The sequence below is a fragment of the Rhizobium sp. No.120 genome (genome assembly GCF_054558365.1).
In genome coordinates this window covers 19602-39690 of record NZ_BAAJNQ010000021.1, presented here as the reverse complement: position 1 = coordinate 39690, position 20089 = coordinate 19602, and the positions used below count along the sequence as shown (strand labels likewise).

Below are 20089 nucleotides of genomic sequence, written 5' to 3'. Positions count from 1 at the left end.
TGCAATGCGCAGCCGCGCGGCTGAATACGCATGTTTGACATTGGACTGTTACGCGGAGCGGAATAGTCCGGTAGCACCAGGATGAAAGGGGAAACTTCGCCTCCACCCCGGCGGGCGATCCTCCAAGCTGAAGAGTACGGTCACATCGTTAAGGTTGTCCGCAGCTCCTTGATCAAGTCGACGAACCGGCGCAGCTTCGCCGGTAAATTGCGCCTTCCGGGATAGTAGAGACATAAGCCGGGATACGGCGGGGTCCACTCGGCAAGAACCTGTTCCAACCTACCCTCGGCGACATCGTCGGCGACCTGCCACTCACTCAGGTAGGCTAGCCCAGCCCCCTCACGCGCGGCCCGGAGCATAAGGTCGCTATCGTCGAGCACGAGCTTCCCAGGAACGTCGAGCGCGAAGCTCTCGCCTCGCCGCTCGAACTCCCAGCGATAGATAGTTCCGCTCGCCATTCGAGCGCGAATGCATAAGTGGTTTTGGAGCTCTGCCGGATCCCGCGGCTTTCCATGATGGCGGAAGTAATCGGACGACGCGACGATGGCCGGCCGGATACTATCGCCGATCGGCACGACCACCATGTCGGGAGGAACGGCCTCCCGGATCCTGATCCCGGCGTCGAAGCCTTTGGCATTGACGTCGACCAGCGCGCCCTCCGTCACGATCTCCACCGCCATCTGCGTGTTCCGGCGCATGTACTCCAGGATCAGCGGCGTAAGGATCATCCGCGTTGCGCCCACCGACGTGTTGATCCTCAGAGTGCCCGTTGCTTCCGCCCGATGTTCATCGACATGCTCGACAGCGCTCCGGATCGCCTCCAGCGCCGGCCCCACGCTCGCCACGAACTGCTCTCCCGCAGCTGAAAGGACGACGCTACGGGTCGAGCGGTTGAACAGTCTGACGCCCATGCGCGTCTCCAGCGTAGCGATCTGCTGACTGAGCGATGACGACGAGATGCCGAGCTCGCGAGCCGCCGCACGGAACCCGCCTTGTGAGGCGACGGCGAGAACAGCCTCCAGTTCAGCAAGTGAGCCGCGCATCATTGTCCGTAATCTCCTATCAGGCTGAGCATGTTTGACCAGCTTATCAGGACAGCGCCGAAGTGCCAGATGTGACGGAACAGCCAAAAGGAGTTTGAGATGCGCAACATCGACAAGATTTACATCGACGGAGGCTTCGTCACACCGAGGGGATTTGAGACCGCCAATCTCTACAATCCGTCGACAGAGGAGAAGATCGGCACAGTCAGGCTTGGCGCCATCGAAGATGCCCGTGAGGCTATCGCCGCCGCGACACGCGCCTTCCCGGCGTTCTCACGGACGACGAAGGCCGAGCGTGTCGAGATGCTTAAGCGTTTGAACGCAGCCGTCGCCGCGCGCGTCGCCGATCTGACGGAAGCCATGGCGCTCGAATATGGCGCTCCGCAGACTTTCACCCGGTTCGCTATTCCCCATGCTGCTTCAAGCTTTCTGACCATGGCGAAGGTTCTGCAGGATTATGAATTCGAGCGCCAGATGGGCCGGGCCCGCGTCGTCATGCAGCCCTCCGGCGTTGCCGCCGCCATCACGCCGTGGAACAGCAATATCGGTTTCATCACCTCGAAGCTTGCGATCGCCATCGCCGCCGGCACGACCATAGTCATCAAGCCCAGCGAGATGAGCGCGATACAGACGCAGATCCTCACCGAGTGCCTTCATGAAGCGGGTTTACCGAAGGGTGTATTCAACATCGTCAATGGGCTCGGCAATGTCGTCGGTGCGGAACTCAGCCGGCATCCGGACATCGCGAAGGTGACCTTCACAGGCTCCACCGCGGTTGGCAGGGAAATCCTGCGCAACGCCGCCGACACCTTCAAGCGCGTCACGCTGGAACTCGGTGGCAAGGGTCCGAACATCATTCTCAACGACGCAGATCTGGATGTGGCTATCCCCGCCGTCCTGCGGATGGGCTTCATCAACAGCGGCCAGGCCTGCATCGCCGGCACCCGGATCCTGGTTCCCAGCCGTCGGCTCGACGACGTTCTGGCCAGGCTGAAACAGGAGGTCGAGACATTCAAGGTCGGCGTGCCAGACGACCCGGACGCGATGATCGGACCAATGGTTAGTCAGAAGCAGTATGATCGCGTCCAATCCTACATCAAACTTGGAGCCCACGAGGGAGCGAAGCTTCTGACAGGTGGCTCGGGACGGCCCGCCGGACTGGAGCGCGGCTGGTTCACGAAGCCGACCATATTCACTGATGTCAACAACCAGATGCGCATCGCGCGCGAAGAGATTTTCGGGCCGGTCCTGTCGGTCATCTCCTATCAAGACGAGGACGAAGCCGTGTCGATCGCCAACGACACGCCATATGGGCTTCAGGCCTATCTGCATGGCACGAATGTCGCACGCATGCAGGCGATTGCGGATCGCCTCGAGTGCGGCCGCGTGGTCATCAATGGCGCCCCGCACGAGCCGCTCGCTCCTTTCGGCGGCTTCAAGCAGTCGGGTATCGGTCGCGAGTATGGCGTGTTCGGCCTTGAGGCTTTCCTGGAGCCGAGGGCAGTCATCGCCTGATGAGGTGAGATTGAGCAGGCCGCGTCACGGGTTCTGAATTCGGACGATGATCTTTCCAATGGCCGTGCCGCTCTCCTGCAACTCGTGTGCCTCGGCCACCTCGTCAAGCGCATATGTCTTCGCGATTGGCGGAGCATATGCCCCCGATGCGGCGCAGGCCGAAACCTCATCGGCTGCCTGCCTCATCGCGGTTTCCGGCATGGTATAGACGTAGACGAAACGGAACGAGAAGCCGCCCATTAGCGCCGGGAAGAACGGGATCGTCAGCTTCGCATCTGGCGATTCCGTCGAATAGGCCGACACGACACCGTCGCCGGCGAGACAGGCGATTGCTACGTCGATGTTGGCGGAGATATCGACGTCGACGATGCGATCGACGCCATTGCCGCCGGTGGCTGATCGGACGGCCGCAGCGACATTTTCCTTGCGCCTGTTGACGACAAGATCGGCGCCCGCCGCACGCGCGACCTGCGCTTGCAGCTCACGGCTCACCGTCGCCGCCACCCATGCCCCCGCCCACTTCGCAAGAAGGATCGCTGCATTGCCGACGGCGCCTGCTCCTCCTTGGACGAGGACTCGCTTGCCGCGCAGGTCTCCGTCGGCGAAGAGGCAGCGATGCGCTGTCATCGCAGGAACGCCGAGCGCCGCTCCGATCTCAAACGGCACGTGGTTGGAAAGCTCTACGGCTTGAACGGACGGCACGACGACAAATTCCGCCGCAGTACCGAACGCACGACCCCATTGGCCCATGTAGATCCAGACGCGCTCGCCGACGCGCGACGGAGGCACGCTGGGACCGACGGCGTCGATGACGCCCGCGCCGTCCTGATGCGGCACGATCCGTGGGAACGGCATTGCCTTTCCACCGAATCCAGTCCTTGTCTTGATGTCGGAGGGATTGATGCCTGACGCGACCACCCTCACCCGAACCTCTCCGGCTCCCGGCTGCGGATCGGGTAGCTCGCCGACGAACAGCACCTCCTTTGCAGATCCTTGTCGGTCGTAGAAAGCAGCTCGCATGACGCACCTCTGAATATAACTGCTTTCAACTAGGAGCGATACAGGCAAACTTGCAAGTAGGCAACAGATCTGCCTATAGGGATAGAAAGTACACTATTGGAGCACGCAATGACTGCTGGCCAGAAGTGCCCCGTCGAAACAACCGTCGACGTTACGGGTGGAAAATGGAAGCCGATGATCATTTATCGGCTGCTGGACGGGCCGCGACGGTTTGGCGAGTTGCGCCGCCTTGTCGGCGACCCGAGCCAGCGTTCGCTGACGATGCAGCTCCGCGAACTCGAAGCCGACGGGATCGTCGCCCGCGAAGTCTTCGCGGAGGTTCCGCCGCGCGTTGAATACTCTCTCACGCCATTCGGGCTGACGCTCGCGCCCGTGCTGATGGCTATGCGCGACTGGGGCGTCGCGTTCCGGGAGCGGCGCTCGGCCACGTAATACTAGCCTTCGTTGCTCTGGCCAGCGCCTCCGATTGCGGAAAACCGCTCGACGAAGAAGTCGATCAGAACCCGGACCTTCCGCGACACGTGCGATCCCGGCGGCCGCACGATGTAAACGCCGATCTCCGGCAGGCTGTAATCCGACATGATCGGCACGAGGGTTCCGGATTCCAAGTAATTCTGAGCGATCACCACCGGCAGAGCGGCAACGCCAAGTCCGGCCGCCGTCCCTTCGGCGATGCCCACAGCGCTGTCGGCCTTGAACCGTCCCTGACCGTTGACGACCACGGTCCGGGTGCCGTCGGAAACCCTCCAGCTTTCGGTCCCCTGCAGGATGGCCTGATGTTCGAGAAGATCAGACGGCTTCTGTGGAACGCCGTGGACACGCAGATACTCCGGGTTCGCGAACAGGCCGGCCGCAAAGGCGCCGATCTTGCGCGCGGTCAGGTTCGAATCCTGCAGGTAGCCAACGCGGATGCCGCAGTCGAAGCCCTCCGCCACCAGATCGATGTAGCGATCGCTGTAATGCGCGTGGAGCTGGAGGAGCGGATGCGGGCGGGCGAGCTCGGCCAGTGCCGGGGCGAAGTGTCCGGGACCGAAGGACGACGGAACCGCCACGCGAAGGCGTCCGCGCAGCTCTCCGGTCGGCAGCATCTCTTCGCGGGCGACGTCCATCTCCAGGCACATGCGGGCGGCGTGTTCGCGGAAGGAGGCGCCAGCCTCGGTGAGGGATGCGCCTCTGGTCGTGCGCGCCAAAAGCTGGACGCCGAGCTCGCTTTCAAGCCGAACAAGCCGCCGGCTGACGATCGACTTCGGCAGGCCGAGACGCCGCGCGGCCACCGAGATGCCACCGCCATCCGCGACCTCAACGAACGTCTGCATGTCCTCGAAGCTGATCATTCCCGCGTTCCATTTTTCGTTCTACAGAGTGGCCTATCGTACAGCTACCGTGCCGCTGATCGCAACGCTAAATTCCAATCATCGAGCGGATCAAAGCGAACTTCACCAACCCCGCCGAGCAAGGAAAAGGAACAGGACAATGCATAAGGACGTATTTAACCCCGAGAATTCCGCAATGCTTCTGATCGATCACCAGATCGGTACCATGGCCTGGACGCACTCGCACGACATCAACCTCGTCAAGCAGAATGCGCTGAAGCTTGCCCGCATCGCCAAGGCTGCCAACATCCCCACAATTCTGACCTCCAGTATGGAAGACCAGATCCAAGGCCCGCTGCTGCCGGAACTCGAAGCCATTCTGCCGGAAGCATTCGCAGCCCGCATCAAGCGTCCCGGTATCGTCAACGCCATGCACCACGACGGCTTCAATCAGGCGGTCAAGGCGACCGGTCGCAAGAAGCTGTTCGTCGCTGGCGTAACGACTGAGATCTGCGTCACCTTCCCTGTCCTGCAGATGCTCGACGAAGGCTACCAAGTCCAGGTATCGGCCGACGCCTCCGCCTCCTACACCAAGTACGGCGACGATATCGCCCTGCGCCGCATGGAAAAAGCGGGCGCAATCATCACCACCGTCGACCAGATCATCTCCGAGCTTGCCGTCGACTGGACGAGCCCGCTCGGTCAGCAGCTGGTCGGCATCCTGAACTACCATTGAACGTACACAGCCGTCTTCGGCGCGGGCAGGAGAGCCCGCGCCCGGATGAAAGGAATACTTCCATGACCATTACCAAGGTTCCTGCAGGCCGCATGCGCGGCGATTTCGCCCAAGGCTTCGGCGTCGAAATCCTCTATCCCGGCCTGACGCTGACGTCGGACGACAGCGGTATCGGCCCGATCGGCAGGATCGACCGGGCACAGGTCCAATCGGGTCATCTCATCGCCATGCACCCGCACAAGGACGACGAAATCCTGACCTATATTCGCGGCGGTGAGATGCTCCATCGCGACACGGTCGGAAACGAAAAGACGCTCGACAAGACCCACTTTATGATGATGAACGCCGGTCATACGTTTCAGCATGAAGAGCTGATGCTCGGCGACGGCCCTGTGAAGGCACTGCAGATATTCCTGCGGCCAAACGCTGCCGATCTGGAGCCAATGGTACAATTTCATGAGTTCCCCGAGGAATACAGCGTTAATAGCTGGCGGCTTGTCGCCGGACCGAGCGCTGCACCGTTGAAGGTCAGATCCGACGTCCGCGTCTTTGACGCGCACATCGGCGAAGGGGTCCACATGCGGCTGCCCGCCGAGGAAACTGGAAGAAACACCTTGCTCTACGTCTACAGCGGAAAGGTCTACATCGCGGGCGAGGTCATATCGGAAGGGGAAAGCGCATTTTCGACAGCTGCCTATGACAATCTCACCGCATGGGCTGAATCAGAAGTCTTGCTGTTCTCGATGGATCCTGCAGCGGAGGTTTACCGAGGCGGCATGTTCAGTGGGAACCAGCGGCGCCGCGTCTAGAGATGCAGGCGTCGATCACCCCTCGCTTGCCGGCCTCAGCGTGATCTCGTTCACCACCTCAAGGTCACACGCACGGCGTCATCTTTCTGATCAATATTCACATTGAGCTCTGGGCTTAGGCTCTTGATCCGATTTGAACCAGCGACCCTTAACAAACAAGTCACTGCTTCAAGGAAATCAACGAGTTGAGGCATAAAGCCTATTTATGGAACCGTTTTACCCTATTGATGAAAGCTGACGATCCCCTACTATACATAGTCAGTCTTGATGCTCACCGCTTCCCAAGCCTCAAGTTCACCAAGCGTCTCTTTGATCCTTCCGCGAATCCGGCGCAACGCATCCGAACCGAGCACAAGCTGAAGCGGGGGATTGTCCGACTTTAGAGCGTCGATGATGACCCGGGCAGCCGCTTTCGGGTCCCCTAGTTGTTGATGGTTGGCTTTTCCGAGGGTGTCGAGTGCAGCTCCCACTGTTACCCGATATGCATCGTCGGCTGTCGCGCTGAAACGAGCAGAACCGGCGGACAGGAAATCAGTCCGAAACTGACCCGGTGCTATCGCCGTAACGCCGATGCCAAGATGCTTGACTTCAGCGGCGAGTGCCACAGAGAAACCTTCAAGCGCATGCTTCGCTGACGCATAAAGTGCGGTGCCCACACCCGGCGCCCTACCCGCCACAGACGTGATGTTCACTATGTGGCCCGCACCCTGAGCTCGCAGGTAAGGAAGTGCGGTTCGCACAATGCGGATTGGCGCAAACACATCAACGTCAAACAGATGTTTCAACTCAGCATCTGTTGAAGATTCAACCGATCCCAGGAGCCCGTAACCGGCGTTGTTGACAAGGAAATCAACACGCCTTCCTTCCGAAAAGATTGTCTCGACAACTTCTTTCGTACGATCGAAATCAATCATGTCTAATGCATGAATGTCGATTGCTCTGCCCCGTAAAGTTTCGGGTGTGCCGCCGCTGCGCGTGGTGCCGATAACGCTATCGCCTGCATCGAGAACAGCCTCAGCGAGTGCGAGGCCCAATCCTCTCGATACGCCAGTAATAAACCAATTCGCCATTTTGCAGTCCCTACCTTCACCGACGCCGCTTCTCGGACCATTCGAGCAAACTAACTCAAAGGCCGGATTTGCCATGCACTGTGCAGTGCAGTCAAGAATGATTGAAATCTGGAATATCGATCGTTCTGGCAGTGAGTCTGAACCCGCGCACGCCTTGATGCGTCATAGAGATCGTATGCTCAATCACTATGGGGCGGCGAAAAATGGCCGCCCCACACGTCCCGTTACGCCAGACGCCCGCCGCCATCCACATGAAGGACAGTACCCGTCACGTACCGGTTCGTCATAAGGCAAAACGCGGCTTCGGCAACGTCGACAGGAGTACCCACGTAGCGCGCGGGAAGCGACTTGGCTTGCCCCTCGAAGAATGCCCTGCGGTCGGCCTCCGGCATGAAGTCCCAACCAGGTGTTTCCACGACACCTGGCGAAAGCACATTCACGCGCAGGGGTGCCAGCTCAACGGCAAGCGCCTTAGCCAGACCTTCGAGGCCTGCGTTCATGGCCGCGACAACCGCGGTGCCGGGACCCGGACGATAGGCCGCAAGACCGGAAAAGAATGTGATCGATCCCCCTTCCCTAATCGTGGGAGCAGCAAACCGAGCGGCGAAGAACGGACCCCAGAACTTACCAGCGAGCATCTGTTCGACGGCTTCCAGGGGAATTTCGCCGAGCGGCGCATATGTCAGGGCAGCCGCTGTGGTGACGAGATGGTCGATCGGTCCCATTGAGGCGTAGCCGCTTTGTGCAGCATCGGCATTCCCGGCATCGAAAGACGCGGTCCGAGCACGATTGCCCAAGGTCTCGTTTGCCTTGTTGAGCCGCTCCTGCGATCGCCCGGCGATGGTGACGTTGGCACCCCGGTCAAGAGCTGCCTTGGCAAGACCGAGACCCATACCGGAACCACCCCCCACAACAACGACGTGTTTGTTTTCGAGATCCATTTAATTTCTCCTTTTCAAGAATGGAATTGACTGGCTGCTGCCCGTTTGAGAGGTGCAACGATGGCAATGAAACCGGCGACACAGACGAAAGCGCCGACGAGAGGGGTTGCGGCCACGCCGGCGACAGTGATGGTGGCGTGACCGGCAAGTGAACCGAAGGTGATACCGAGATTGAACCCGGCGATGTTCATGCCGGAGGCGGCCGCCCGGATGCTGATTGGTCGATCTGCCGCCACCTGCAGGATCTTTGCCTGGAGGATCGGAACTGCCGCGAACATCGCAAAACCGAGTAGAACGACAAAGACAGCGGTAGGCAGCGCGTTCGATGACCAAGCGGCAATGCCGAGCAGCAGAACAGCAAGTCCCGCCACTACCCATGCGGATGCCTTGGCAGGACCGACCTTGTCGGCGAACTTGCCACCGATGATGTTTCCGACGGCAGCCGCAAGGCCATAGAGAAGGAACACTGTGCTGATCGAGGCGACATCGAGCCCCGAAACTTCTTCGAGCAATGTTGCGACGTAGGTATAGAAGGTAAATGCTCCGCCATAGGCGAGAACCGTTATGCCCGCGGCACCCAACAGAGATGGATCAAAAAGGCCCTTCAGACCATTCGTGGCTTCCGGCGAAGAACTGTCTCCCGTGCCACGAGGCACGAGCACCCACATCGCGACCGCGGCCACGAAGGCACATGCGGCAACGCAGGCAAAGACAGCTCGCCAGCTCCAGACCGAACCGAGATAGGTTCCTGCTGGCACACCCGTCACAAGAGCAATTGTCAACCCCATGAAGACGAATGCGATTGCACTGCCGCTGCGATCCTTGGCGACGAGGGCAGCCGCGACCGATGATGCAACGGCCAGGAACGTGCCATGCGAGAGACCACTGATGAAGCGGGCCGCGATGATTGTCACGAAGCTCGATGACACAGCGATCAAGAGGTTTCCGGCAACAAAGAGTAGCATCGACGCCATGAGCAGTGGCTTTCGGCTCCATGAACTTGCAAGTGACGTGACGAGGGGAGCGCCGACGGCGACACCAAGGGCATAGGCAGTGACGACCTGCCCCAGATCGGCCACCGGATATCCCAGGCCTGCCGCCATCGGAGGCGACAACCCGATTGCGACGAATTCGACGAAGCCCAATGCGAAGGCGCATAGGCTAAATGCATAGATGGCGGCTGGCATTGGCTACTCCATTGAACAGGAGCAAAATCTATGCTTTCCCTCAATGTTAGAGTAGATTGCCTTTTGTGAAGGACCTTTACCATATGGAAAAGATAGCCTACCTCCCGGGCATCTCAGAATTCGTTGCTTCCGCGAAGACTGGATCCTTTTCCGGCGCTGCGCGTGCCCTCGGCGTCTCGGTTGCGCATATCAGCAGGACAGTTGCGAAGCTTGAAGCCGATCTCGGCGTGCAGCTCATCACGCGAAGCACACGGTCGAGCATTTTGACCGATCAGGGGCAGCAGTTCTTCTTGCGATGCTCGAGCATTCTTGAAGCCTATGACGAAGCCCGTGACATCGCGCGCGCGGCGACGGCTATCTCGGGCCGCATTCGTATTTCGATGGGCGGCCATTACGCCGAGACCGTGCTGACACCGCAACTTGCGCGCTTCTGTACTGACCACCCGGGGGTTTCGATAGATCTCGAGATGACGAGCAGAAACGTCGCGATGATCGAGGAAAACTTCGATCTCGCCGTGCGAGCCGGGCCACTGGCGCAATCCACTCTTATCGCTCGCAAGCTTGCTGGCTTCAGGCTGCGTACGCTCGCGGCGCCTGGCCACGTTCCCGACGCGATAGAGGATCCAGGCGACCTTCATCCGTCATCTTGCATGTCCTTGGGTGGTCGCGACTGGGTCTTTTCCCGCAAAGGCGAGACAAGGGTCTTAAAGCCAGAGGGGCGAGTCAACACAAACAGCGGAACCCTTCTTGTGTCCAGCGCCGTAGAGCGATGCGGGATCGCCCAGGTTCCCTCTTACTATGGTCAGGCAGAACTGGAGTCAGGACGGCTTGTGGAACTCTTTCCGGAGTGGACAGCCTCCGAGGAATTCGAGTTCTTCCTAGTCTATCCCGAACAGAGACATCTCCCGGCGCGCGTTCGGGCGCTTATCGATCATCTGGTCGCTCAAGCAGGGCGATAGAACCTGAGGAACATGGCGACGCCGCTCTCGATGATCTCTTCGATCTCGTCGGCCGTGAGTGCCCGGTCGTCGCCCATGAGGCGAACCCAAAGAACTGCTTCGTCGATCAGGCCAAGAAATTGCTTCGAGGCGAGGTCAACATTGTCGATCCGTAACAAGCCAAGGCGAGCCATTTCGCCGATATAGTTCCGCACGGAAGTCACCGCGGGCGTCTTTCCCATTTCGAAAAAGCTTTTGATGAGATCCGGGAAACGGCGGCCGTCGGCGATGACCATGCGAAGGAAAGCGACAGCCAGCGGCGGCCCCCAAAACGACGACACGGCTTGTCCAATGCGGCGCAGGCCAACCTCTGGGTCCGCAAGAGCTTCAGCATCGTCACCGATATCCATTGCAGGAAATGCGCGCCACATGCGCTCAACGACAGCGCGGAAAAGTGCTTCCTTGCCGTCAGGAAACTGATTGTACAGCGTCCGCCTTGCCGTCCCCGCCTCCTTCGCGACCAAATCCATGCTCGCGTTCTCGTATCCATGCTCGATGAAGACGCGGCTCGCAGTCATGAGGATGACGTCGCGCGTACTCTGAACCGGCCGGGCATTGGCGATCTCCTCGAAGATAGAATCTTTCTTTTCGGCGGCGGACATTGGCGAAATCAAACCTCTCAGAATTTCAGGTGCGCCTTCGATATCCCAACTCGCCCGATTTGACAAAATCGAGGTGCCCCCTTGCCTGCACTAATGAGTGCAGTATATGTCTGCACTAATGAGTGCATTGATGCTCATTAACATACAATTCCCTTCAAGTCAGGAGCCCTCCATGGATTCGTTGTCCTCGAAAGTCGCGTTGATTACTGGAGGATCACGCGGAATTGGTCGCGAGATTGCGCTCGGTCTTGCCGACGCAGGTTGCGATATCGCTGTGCACTTCAACTCAGATTCTGCATCGGCTGACGAACTCGTTAGAGAGATAACTAATAGGGGCCGTCGCGCGGTTGCTCTGGGCGCGGATCTCGACGATCAAAATCAGGCAGCCGCGCTTAGCGGTGCGGCAGCTTCACAGCTCGGTCCAGTTGACGTGTTCGTTAGCAATGCGGGAATCAATCCTGCGAAGCCGATCGATACCATCACGGCTGACGATTGGGAGAGGTCGCTGCGCATCAACCTCTCCGCGGCTTTTCACATCAGCCAGTCGATCCTTCCCGGCATGCGCGAACGCAAATGGGGCCGACTGATCTACGTCTCGTCGGTTGCAGCCCAGATCGGCGGAGTAATCGGTCCGCACTACGCAGCGAGCAAGGCGGGCCTGATCGGCCTCGCACACTATTATGCCAGCGCGCTCGCCAAGGAAGGCGTGACCGCAAACGTTCTTGCACCTGCATTGATCGAGACGGATATGATCAAGAACAACGCCGCAATCAAGCCAACCCTTATCCCGATCGGCCGCTTCGGTCGGACCGACGAGGTGGCGTCGCTTGCCGTCAACCTTGCCCAAAATGGCTACATGACGGGACAAACGATTAACGTCAACGGTGGCTGGTACATGAGCTCCTGACACCGGCATGCCAGCCTTCGGCTGACCAGACAAAAATCTCATCGAGGAACCGAGAAGGAGAACCGTCATGAAGACGAAGACCGTGCTGACCGCACAGGACGCCGCGAAAATCACCGAGGCCTGCAAGTCTGAAGCCGAGCAGAACGGCTGGAAGATGAGCGTCGCAGTTGTCGATGATGGCGGCCGGCTGTTGAGCGTCGTCCGCTTCGACGACGCCACCTATGACACGGCCGGAGTTGCGCTGCGAAAGGCGGAAACGGCGGCAATGAACCGCAGCCCGTCGGCCGAGGTCGAGGAGATGGAGCGAGATCGTCTGACGATGCTCGCACTCGGTGACCGCCTTCCCCTGCAGGGCGGCATTCCGGCCCTGAGAAACGGTGAATGCCTCGGTGGCATCGGCGTTTCCGGTGGTCTGTCGACGCAGGACGAACAGGTGGCACGCGCCGGGCTGGCCGCGCTGGGCATCTAATTTCTATGGGGGGGCGATAACAGCAGCAGGCGGGCTGCGCGAAACACAAAGGATACCAACATGCATACAGAAGAAATCAAATTCCCCAGCGAAGGTTTGAATTGTGCCGGCACCGTCTACCGCCCGGATAGAGAGGGTCCGTTTCCGGCCGTGCTCCTCTCCCACGGCTTTGGCGCTATACGCGGCATGCGCAACATCCCAGAAGTGGCGACGGCTTTGGCAAGCTCTGGAATCCTGGCACTTGCTATCGACTTCCGCTTTCTCGGCGACAGCGAAGGCGAGCCAAGACAGCAGGTGCTTCCCGACGCGCAACGGCAGGATCTCCGGAATGCGCTCACTTACCTCGAGAGCCGGGACGACGTCGACGCCGCGCGCATTGGTTTGTGGGGCACCTCCTTCAGCGGCGGACAGTCGATCCAGGTCGCAGCCTTTGATCGCCGGGTGAAGGTTCTCGTGGCCCAGGTTCCGGCGACGGACCTCTACCGCCAGATCCGTTTCTCCGCTCCGCCCGAGCAGCGCAAGATCATCGATGATGCCATTGCATCGGAATATGGCCGTCGTTTCCGTGGCGAGCCGCCTGCAACCATGAAACTTGCCGATACTGCCGAAGCGCCGTCGGTCTTCGGGCCGGAGTCGTACGAGTGGGCCAGTCACAATGAAGCGGAGCACTCACAATTTCACAACGCGGTGACCATCAGTTCGTTGCAGGAGGCGGTGCAGACTGCTCCGGGCGACTACATAGAGGCCGTGGCGCCCACCCCGCTTCTCATCATCATGGCCGACCCCGACAAGACGGTGGTGATCGACTACACAAAAGACGCGTTTGAACGTGCAGGCGAGCCGAAAAAGCTGATTACGATCAAGGGGCTTCATTACGACGCCTACGACAAGCCGGAGACCCTTCGGGAAGCAACCGAAGCCGCTCGGACATGGTTCGTCGAGCATTTAGCGCCATCGCAGCTCTGATGACCAGGTGCGCAGGCGTGCCTGCGCGTTCGGTCAGCCTCAAAGGAGACGATTCATGCACAATCTGACGAAAGCCTTCGGAACCGCAGCGTTAGCGACTCTCATTGCATCCCAATCGCTCGCACACGAAGTCGGCACGTGGGCTGGAGCCAGCAGCGCACCCTCGGAACGGTCTGAGGTCAGCGTCGCGCAGGTAGACGGAAAAGCCTACGTTGTCGGCGACTACAACGGCGCGACCGATCTGCTGATCTATGATCTTGCAAAGGATATATGGAGCAAGGGCGCGCCCTTCCCGTATGCAGTCCATCACACGGCGGCCGTTTCAATCGGCAGGACGATCTACGTTATCGGTGGCTATGTCGACGGATGGAAGGCCACGAACAATGTGTGGGCCTACGACACAGCGTCCGACACGTGGAGCGAACTCGGCAAGATGCCGACAGCGGTTGCCGCCGCAGGCGCCGCAGTCCTCGACGGAAAGATCCATGTCGTGGGCGGCAGCAAGTCCGGTCGCTGCAACATTTCCTTCCACCTTGTCTATGATCCCGAGGCAAAGTCGTGGACTGAGGCCGCCCCGCCGCCGACCAAGCGGGATCATCTTTCGGTCGTCGCGCTCGATGGCAAGCTCGTGGCCGTCGGCGGCAGGATCGACGGCAGCCCCGGAAGAAATCTGGATGTGAACCAGATCTACGACCCGAAGAGCAATTCCTGGACGTCCGGCAAGCCCCTGCCGACCGCCCGTAGTGGGAGCGCGTCCGCAGTCCTCGATCACGAGGCGTTTATCATGGGTGGGGAAGGCTCCGGCAAGGTCTTCAACGAGGTCGAGGCCTATGACCTCCCCGGAAATTCGTGGCGTACCATTTCCCCCCTCCCCACAGGTCGTCATGGCTTTGGCGCGGTCGCCCATGACGGAAAAATCTTCACGATCGTCGGAAGCCCGGCTCCCGGTGGAAACCGATCGAGCGTCGTCGAAGTGCTGACACCCGAAAAGTAACTTACCTCCCGAGCACTTCAAATCACATAAGGATTGAACATGTCTGACACTACGCTTGAACTTGGCAAGAAGACCTTTGCGAAAACCTTCGGCTCCGAAGCGGACGGCTTCATCCAGACCGTCAACGGCATGGCGCCCGGCCTCGGTGACTTCATCGTCGAAGCGGAATTCGGCAATGCCTACAATCGTCTGGGTCTAGATCTGAAAACACGCGAGCTCGTGATCCTCGCATCTTGCGCGACGCTCGGCTCGACCGGTCTTGGCGCTGTTGGAATGCACATCCCTGCGGCCCTTGCTGCGGGCGCCACGCGCGAAGAAATCGTCGAGGTCTTTGTCCAGCTTTCGTTCGCAGCCGGGATGCCGACCGCGCTTGCAGCACTCGAAGCAGCAAAGACCGCCTTCGATAAGCTTGACGGCAAGGCCGCCTGAACCGACACCTGAATTGGACGAGCAGAACATGGAAAAGCAGTCGGCAGACCAAACTCAAATTCGTCGCGGGACAATCCCCGTTATGGCCGTTGCCTGCGGCGTTATGGTGGGAAACATCTATCTGTGCCAGCCGCTGCTGGGAGCAATCGCCAAAGACTTCGGTGTTCCTGAAAGTATAGCATCTCTCGTCGCCGTGATGACGCAGGTCGGCTATGCTCTCGGCATTCTTCTGCTCGTCCCTCTCTCGGACATGGCCGAGCCCCGCAGCCTGGTCAGATGGATGTCCGCGCTCGCCGCTGTCGGCCTGCTCATGGCCTGTCTCGCCCCGGCAATCCCTGTCCTTCTTGCCGCGAGCATATTCCTGGCATTCGTGACCGTCGTTCCGCAGGTGCTCATTCCACTTGCCACCTCGCTTGTCGCTCCAGAGCATCGGGGGCGCGCGGTCGGCTCGCTTGCGACAGGTCTCATCATGGGAATTCTGCTGTCCAGAACGATTTCGGGGCTGGTGGCCGGCTATGGTGGCTCCTGGCGCGCCTCATACGGGCTAGCGTCCGTCCTCTCCGTCGTCGTCTTCTTTCTTGTCCCGGCCTTTATGCCGAAAAAGTCCGAGCACGCGACCTCGATCGGCTACTTCAAGCTGCTCGCTTCCCTTCCGCCGCTTCTCAAGCATCGAGATCTCATCCTCTCGATGGCCATGAACTTCCTTGTGTTTGGCGCATTTTCCGCCTTCTGGGCAACCATGGCGTTCCATCTGGCTACTCCGGAATTTGGCCTCGGCCCTGCGGCGGCCGGCCTGTTCGGTCTATGGGGAGCGCCCGGAGCACTTCTGGCACCGATCGCCGGACGGCTTTCCGACAGATGGGGTCCGGCGCGCGTCAATGTTCTCGGCTTCGCATCCGTGCTCATCTGTTTCGCCATCGCGATCACGATCGGAGCCCATTCGTTGATCGCACTCGTCGTCGTGGTAAACCTTCTCGACTTCGGCCTTCAGAGCGGACAGGTCGCCAACCAGACGCGCATCTTCGCCATCGCGCCAGAGATCCGAGGACGGCTGAACACCCTCTACATGGTCTCTACCTTCGGCGGCGGTGCAATCGGTGCGCTTGCAGGCGGCTATGCATGGTCGGCTGCGGGATGGACAGGCGTCTGCTTGCTCGGCTTCGTCGCGACCTGCCTTGCCGCAATCATCCTTGCAACCGGCGTCGCGACCGCCACATCTTCAAAACAGGGACACAGGAGGTGGCATGAAAGAGGCCGCGCCCGCTGAGAGAATGGATCACTGAGATGCCGGTGATGATCGAGGGACAGTCACACTTCCAGCCTTTCGGCTTATCCTGTTGGGGTTTTGCAGATCTCAACACGGGAGTTGGAAGCATGACTGCCTCTTATGAATACCATATCGGAGTGGATTATCATCAGTCTTATAGCCACCTGGTGGTGCAGGACTCAGCCGGGAAGACATTACGATCCGGCCGGGTGAAGAACGACCGCCAGTCGCTTTGCGGGTTTCTCGAACGCTACCGGGAAAACAGCCATGCGGTTGTCGAAGCGACGCGCAACTGGATGGTGATGTACGACTGGCTCGACGACATTTGTGACGATGTCGTTCTCGCCCATCCTTTGAAGGTGAAGGCGATCGCCGACGCCAAGATCAAGACCGACAAGATCGACGCGACGGTGCTGGCGCATCTGCTGCGGGCCGACCTGGTGCCGGAGGCCTGGGCGCCAACCGACAAGGCCCGAGAGCTGCGCGTCGCCCTGCGCGAGCGGATGTTTTACGTGCGGCTGCGCACGATGACGAAGAACCGCATCGTCACGGTGTTCGATCGCTATCCGGAGCAGACGGCACAGTTGAAGAAGCTCGGCGATCTGTTCGGTAGGGCCGGCCGCATCCAGTTGGCTCAGGTGAACGTCTCAGAGATCGACCGCGTACAGATCGACCGTGGCCTCGCCTTCATCGGCGACATCGACGTGCGCATCAAGCAGTCGGAATCAACGATCCGGGCGATGACCAAGGCCAATGCCAATGTGAAGCTATTGAAGACGATCCCCGGCATCGGCGAGTTCTTCGCCCGGCTGATCGACGCGGAGATCGACGACATATCGCGGTTCCGTAACCCGAAGAAGCTTGCTGCCTATGCCGGCCTTGTGCCCTCGACCTATTCGAGCGGCGGCAAGACCTATCACGGCAAGATCATCAAGCAGGGCAACAAGTGGCTGCGCTGGGCTTTCGTGGAAGCTGTCGCGCCGGCCATCGCTACCGATCCGCAGCTTCGAGTTCAATACGACCACCTGAAGATCAGAGGAACCAACAAGGCGCGCGTGGCGATCGCGCGCAAGCTTTTGACGATCGCCTTCCAGATCCTGCGTGACCAGCGCGCTTATGAGCCGCGCGACACCAGCACCACGGAAGGCGCGTCGACGATATCCCGGTTGTCCTGATGGTTGTCTAGCGAGCCCGGCAAGACTGGGCTGCGCTCTTACAGGAGAATGGGAAGCCGGGAGCCGAACGCCACTCTATGACCGAAGCCAAGAAGGCATCAGGGTCACGCATTGGAGAATGGTTCAAGAACCGAAGGACAGCAAAAGCAATCTGTCCGGCGGAAAGAAGAACTTTGCCGATCGGCGCGATTGCCGGTCAAAACATAACCGAACCCAAGGAAAAGCCGCCAAATGGTGGTGTTCTGCCCCTTGAGTTCTTTCATCGGAGTGAACCATGACCGGAAGCGCATCCGTTAACCCACTGATCGAGCGCATTATCCCGTCATCAGGGGAGAGCATTCCCCTGGTCGGCTGCGGAACCTGGCAGACCTTCGACGTTGGTTCGTCCCCGAACGAGCTTGAAGGCCCCTCCTCCGTCATCGGCGCCCTGGTGGAAGGAGGCGGAAAGCTGATCGACAGCTCACCCATGTACGGCCAAGCCGAGCGGGTCACCGGCGAAATCCTGTCCCGAAGCGGGCTGCGCGGTCAGACCTTCCTGGCGACCAAGGTATGGACGCGCGGAAAGGAGTCTGGGATCGACCAGATGAGCCGCTCCTTTGAACTTCTCAAGACCGATGTCATCGACCTGATGCAGGTGCACAACCTCCTCGACTGGAAGGTTCATCTACCGACACTGAAGGAATGGAAGGCGCAAGGCCGGATCAGGTATCTTGGCGTGACGCACTACATCGACAGCGCACATTCGGATCTCGAAGCGGCCATCCGGACAGGCGAATTCGATTTCGTCCAGCTCAACTACTCAGTGGCCGACCGCGCTGCCGAAAAGCGGCTGCTACCCGCCGCGAAGGATCTGGGGGTCGCAGTGCTGGTCAACCGCCCATTCGGCGAAGGTTCGCTGATCCGCCGCCTCGCCCGAATGCCGCTTCCCAATTTTGCCCGACAACTCGGGGCACAGACTTGGGCTCAGCTTGCACTTCGGTACGTCATATCGCATCCGGCTGTAACCTGCGCCATTCCGGCTACGTCAAGTTCAGAGCATATGAGAGACAACATGCGCGCGGCCTCTTTGCCAGAGCTTCCATCAGCGCAGAAGTCAGAACTGCTTGCAGCTATCGGCTGAGACCTGCTTAGTCCGCAAAGTAGCGCGCTGGTGTCTGTCCGAGCGCTTGCTTGAACATCGTAATGAACGCGCTTGTGTTCTCGTAGCCAAGATCAATCGCGATGTTGGTGACTGATTGACCCTCTGCAAGCCACTGGAGTGCGAGTGACAGCTGGAGCTGTCGACGCCATTTGCCAAACGAGAGGCCTGTCTCTTCTTTGAAGCGCCTCGTGAGGGTCCTGGGGCTTGCTCCGATGCGCTCACTCCAATCTTCGATTGTGGATCGCAGAGACGGGTCAAGCGTGATCAGGTCCGCGAGTTTCCTCAGACGCAGATCCTTCGGCATCGGCAGGTAGAGTGGTTCGCGTCGAGCATGGATCAGCTCGTCAAGCATGACCTGAATAAAGCGATTTTCGCGGCTTGCACCGAGCGGATAGAGCGGCGGCATTTTCTCGAAGCGAGCAAACATCTCCCGCAGCAGCGGTGGCACCGAGATGATGCAGCAATCCGCCGGCATGTCCGGCGCGCTGGTCGGTTCGACGAAGAGGCACCGGATCTCCAGCTTGCCGACACCACTCGAGGAATGCGTCACGCCCCCCGGCACCCAGACAGCGCAGTTCGGAGGCGCGACCCACAAACCATGTGCGGCGTGCACAGTGACGAGGCCTTTGGTGGTATAGAGAAGCTGCGCCTTTCGATGGGAATGCGGAGCCTGTTCGAGCACGTCCGTATCGAGGTCAAAGGCGACCGCCGAGATGTCCCTTGCGAGGGAATCCGCGCCTTCAAAATCCTCAATCCGGTTGAACAGAAGCATTCTAGACCCCGCGACCTCGCCGAGAGCGAGTTGGCCGTTAATCGTGATTGTGTGGCCGTATCACGAAATCCGAACACCCGCAAATCTGGTAGTCGTCGTTGCTGAGAGCCCGTGGAAGAGGGCTGTGAGACGCGAATGTATTGAATGAGCGCCGACGGCAGCTGTTGGATCGAATGGATCATGATCGAGGATGTAACGCAAATGACGCGCAAGATGGTACCGACTCTCATAGAAGGTATCGATGGGGAGAAAGTCATCAAAGACCCGTTTATCCTTCATCGCGTTTCCACATTCCCAATAGTGGTATTCGCGACAGAGCTGGCGCAGGGAGGGTATGCGGAGCGCTGGATGGTCGAAATGGAAAGCCTCCTGGCGAAGAGAACACCGTTCGTCATCCTGATTCCCAGTTGTGAACGCCCGGAGAGTAGAGCGGATTGGGCTCGGCGCGTCGTCTGGATGAAGGAAAACAAAGCCACCCTCTCCCTCTACTGCAAGGGTGTCATCAGCATTGAACCCGATCGGAAGCTGAGAGGCGACCTTGAGCGGCGGGTGAGCGGATCGAAGCGAATGTTCGGCGTCTCACAGCATGTTGTCGAGAGCGACGAAAACGCCGTTGACCTCGCTCGTCGTATGCTTACCAAGCGGAGCTTTTCGGCGGAAGCTTTGCGCATCCTCGCGCTTAGGCAGATCTACGAGTACTGAAGTGTTCGGCTGTTGCCGACGCAGCCGGTCGCA

Annotated in this window: 23 protein-coding genes; 15 read left to right on the top strand and 8 right to left on the bottom strand. The window is 59.6% G+C overall.

All coding sequences use genetic code 11. The features are described from left to right. Positions 1 to 140 precede the first annotated feature (140 nt). Positions 141 to 1043, bottom strand: a complete 903-nt coding sequence (locus ACYJRZ_RS29890; protein WP_459464926.1) for a LysR family transcriptional regulator — start codon at positions 1041 to 1043, stop codon at positions 141 to 143. Between the two features lie 99 nt (positions 1044 to 1142). Between ACYJRZ_RS29890 and ACYJRZ_RS29885 the strand changes: the two genes are divergently transcribed. Beyond that, positions 1143 to 2558: an aldehyde dehydrogenase family protein gene (locus ACYJRZ_RS29885; RefSeq protein ID WP_459464885.1), complete on the top strand. Its 1416-nt coding sequence runs from the start codon at positions 1143 to 1145 to the stop codon at positions 2556 to 2558. A 24-nt stretch (positions 2559 to 2582) separates the two neighbouring features. Here the strand turns inward: ACYJRZ_RS29885 and ACYJRZ_RS29880 are convergent, their stop codons facing one another. Continuing rightward, a complete protein-coding gene (locus ACYJRZ_RS29880; RefSeq protein ID WP_459464883.1) occupies positions 2583 to 3578 on the bottom strand; it encodes an NADPH:quinone reductase in 996 nt (331 codons plus the stop codon). A 108-nt stretch (positions 3579 to 3686) separates the two neighbouring features. Between ACYJRZ_RS29880 and ACYJRZ_RS29875 the strand changes: the two genes are divergently transcribed. Continuing rightward, entirely contained in the window at positions 3687 to 4010 is a 324-nt protein-coding gene (locus ACYJRZ_RS29875; protein ID WP_459464881.1) for a winged helix-turn-helix transcriptional regulator, read from the top strand. 2 nt (positions 4011 to 4012) lie between these two features. Here ACYJRZ_RS29875 and ACYJRZ_RS29870 read toward each other — a convergent pair whose 3' ends face one another. Then, positions 4013 to 4912 (bottom strand): LysR family transcriptional regulator, encoded by a 900-nt coding sequence (locus ACYJRZ_RS29870; RefSeq protein WP_459464879.1) that lies wholly within the window; start codon positions 4910 to 4912, stop codon positions 4013 to 4015. 139 nt (positions 4913 to 5051) lie between these two features. Here ACYJRZ_RS29870 and ACYJRZ_RS29865 point away from each other — a divergent pair, with 139 nt between their 5' ends. Then, on the top strand, positions 5052 to 5627 hold the full coding sequence (locus tag ACYJRZ_RS29865; protein WP_459464877.1) for an isochorismatase family protein: 576 nt from the start codon (positions 5052 to 5054) through the stop codon (positions 5625 to 5627). Between the two features lie 62 nt (positions 5628 to 5689). Beyond that, a complete protein-coding gene (locus ACYJRZ_RS29860) occupies positions 5690 to 6436 on the top strand; it encodes a pirin family protein (RefSeq protein WP_459464875.1) in 747 nt (248 codons plus the stop codon). Between the two features lie 248 nt (positions 6437 to 6684). Here ACYJRZ_RS29860 and ACYJRZ_RS29855 read toward each other — a convergent pair whose 3' ends face one another. The 3 genes from ACYJRZ_RS29855 to ACYJRZ_RS29845 all read right to left on the bottom strand — a co-directional run bounded on the left by ACYJRZ_RS29855 (position 6685) and on the right by ACYJRZ_RS29845 (position 9634). After that, positions 6685 to 7506 (bottom strand): SDR family NAD(P)-dependent oxidoreductase, encoded by an 822-nt coding sequence (locus tag ACYJRZ_RS29855; RefSeq protein WP_459464873.1) that lies wholly within the window; start codon positions 7504 to 7506, stop codon positions 6685 to 6687. Positions 7507 to 7730: 224 nt separating this feature from the next. Next, positions 7731 to 8447 (bottom strand): SDR family oxidoreductase, encoded by a 717-nt coding sequence (locus ACYJRZ_RS29850; protein ID WP_459464871.1) that lies wholly within the window; start codon positions 8445 to 8447, stop codon positions 7731 to 7733. A gap of 14 nt (positions 8448 to 8461) precedes the next feature. Then, a complete protein-coding gene (locus ACYJRZ_RS29845) occupies positions 8462 to 9634 on the bottom strand; it encodes an MFS transporter (RefSeq protein WP_459464869.1) in 1173 nt (390 codons plus the stop codon). An 83-nt stretch (positions 9635 to 9717) separates the two neighbouring features. Between ACYJRZ_RS29845 and ACYJRZ_RS29840 the strand changes: the two genes are divergently transcribed. Then, positions 9718 to 10593, top strand: a complete 876-nt coding sequence (locus ACYJRZ_RS29840; RefSeq protein WP_459464867.1) for a LysR family transcriptional regulator — start codon at positions 9718 to 9720, stop codon at positions 10591 to 10593. Here the strand turns inward: ACYJRZ_RS29840 and ACYJRZ_RS29835 are convergent. After that, positions 10578 to 11234 carry a TetR/AcrR family transcriptional regulator gene (locus tag ACYJRZ_RS29835; RefSeq protein ID WP_459464865.1) on the bottom strand — a complete coding sequence of 219 codons (657 nt, stop codon included), beginning with the start codon at positions 11232 to 11234 and terminating at the stop codon, positions 10578 to 10580. The genes ACYJRZ_RS29840 and ACYJRZ_RS29835 overlap by 16 nt on opposite strands. Positions 11235 to 11406: 172 nt before the next feature. Between ACYJRZ_RS29835 and ACYJRZ_RS29830 the strand changes: the two genes are divergently transcribed. The 9 genes from ACYJRZ_RS29830 to ACYJRZ_RS29790 all read left to right on the top strand — a co-directional run bounded on the left by ACYJRZ_RS29830 (position 11407) and on the right by ACYJRZ_RS29790 (position 18561). Next, positions 11407 to 12141 (top strand): SDR family NAD(P)-dependent oxidoreductase, encoded by a 735-nt coding sequence (locus ACYJRZ_RS29830; RefSeq protein WP_459464863.1) that lies wholly within the window; start codon positions 11407 to 11409, stop codon positions 12139 to 12141. 67 nt (positions 12142 to 12208) lie between these two features. After that, positions 12209 to 12610 (top strand): GlcG/HbpS family heme-binding protein, encoded by a 402-nt coding sequence (locus ACYJRZ_RS29825; protein WP_459464861.1) that lies wholly within the window; start codon positions 12209 to 12211, stop codon positions 12608 to 12610. Between the two features lie 60 nt (positions 12611 to 12670). After that, positions 12671 to 13576, top strand: a complete 906-nt coding sequence (locus ACYJRZ_RS29820) for an alpha/beta hydrolase (protein ID WP_459464859.1) — start codon at positions 12671 to 12673, stop codon at positions 13574 to 13576. A gap of 55 nt (positions 13577 to 13631) precedes the next feature. Next, a complete protein-coding gene (locus ACYJRZ_RS29815) occupies positions 13632 to 14570 on the top strand; it encodes a Kelch repeat-containing protein (protein WP_459464857.1) in 939 nt (312 codons plus the stop codon). A 39-nt stretch (positions 14571 to 14609) separates the two neighbouring features. Beyond that, positions 14610 to 14999, top strand: coding sequence for a carboxymuconolactone decarboxylase family protein (locus tag ACYJRZ_RS29810; protein WP_459464855.1), 390 nt, complete (start codon positions 14610 to 14612; stop codon positions 14997 to 14999). A gap of 82 nt (positions 15000 to 15081) precedes the next feature. Next, the gene (locus ACYJRZ_RS29805; RefSeq protein WP_459464853.1) at positions 15082 to 16266 is read left to right on the top strand and encodes an MFS transporter; all 1185 of its coding nucleotides are present in this window, start codon (positions 15082 to 15084) and stop codon (positions 16264 to 16266) included. Positions 16267 to 16373: 107 nt separating this feature from the next. Further along, positions 16374 to 17441: an IS110 family RNA-guided transposase gene (locus ACYJRZ_RS29800; protein ID WP_459464851.1), complete on the top strand. Its 1068-nt coding sequence runs from the start codon at positions 16374 to 16376 to the stop codon at positions 17439 to 17441. Between the two features lie 77 nt (positions 17442 to 17518). Continuing rightward, complete coding sequence (locus ACYJRZ_RS29795; protein WP_459464849.1) at positions 17519 to 17719, top strand: hypothetical protein; 201 nt, start codon at positions 17519 to 17521, stop codon at positions 17717 to 17719. Then, positions 17716 to 18561 carry an aldo/keto reductase gene (locus tag ACYJRZ_RS29790; RefSeq protein WP_459464847.1) on the top strand — a complete coding sequence of 282 codons (846 nt, stop codon included), beginning with the start codon at positions 17716 to 17718 and terminating at the stop codon, positions 18559 to 18561. Before ACYJRZ_RS29795 ends, ACYJRZ_RS29790 begins: the two co-directional genes overlap by 4 nt. 7 nt (positions 18562 to 18568) lie before the next feature. Here the strand turns inward: ACYJRZ_RS29790 and ACYJRZ_RS29785 are convergent, their stop codons facing one another. Further along, positions 18569 to 19354 carry an AraC family transcriptional regulator gene (locus tag ACYJRZ_RS29785; RefSeq protein ID WP_459464845.1) on the bottom strand — a complete coding sequence of 262 codons (786 nt, stop codon included), beginning with the start codon at positions 19352 to 19354 and terminating at the stop codon, positions 18569 to 18571. A 144-nt stretch (positions 19355 to 19498) separates the two neighbouring features. On the opposite strand from ACYJRZ_RS29785, the gene ACYJRZ_RS29780 reads away from it, so the two are divergent. After that, positions 19499 to 20056 (top strand): hypothetical protein, encoded by a 558-nt coding sequence (locus tag ACYJRZ_RS29780; RefSeq protein WP_459464843.1) that lies wholly within the window; start codon positions 19499 to 19501, stop codon positions 20054 to 20056. Positions 20057 to 20089: the final 33 nt, after the last annotated feature.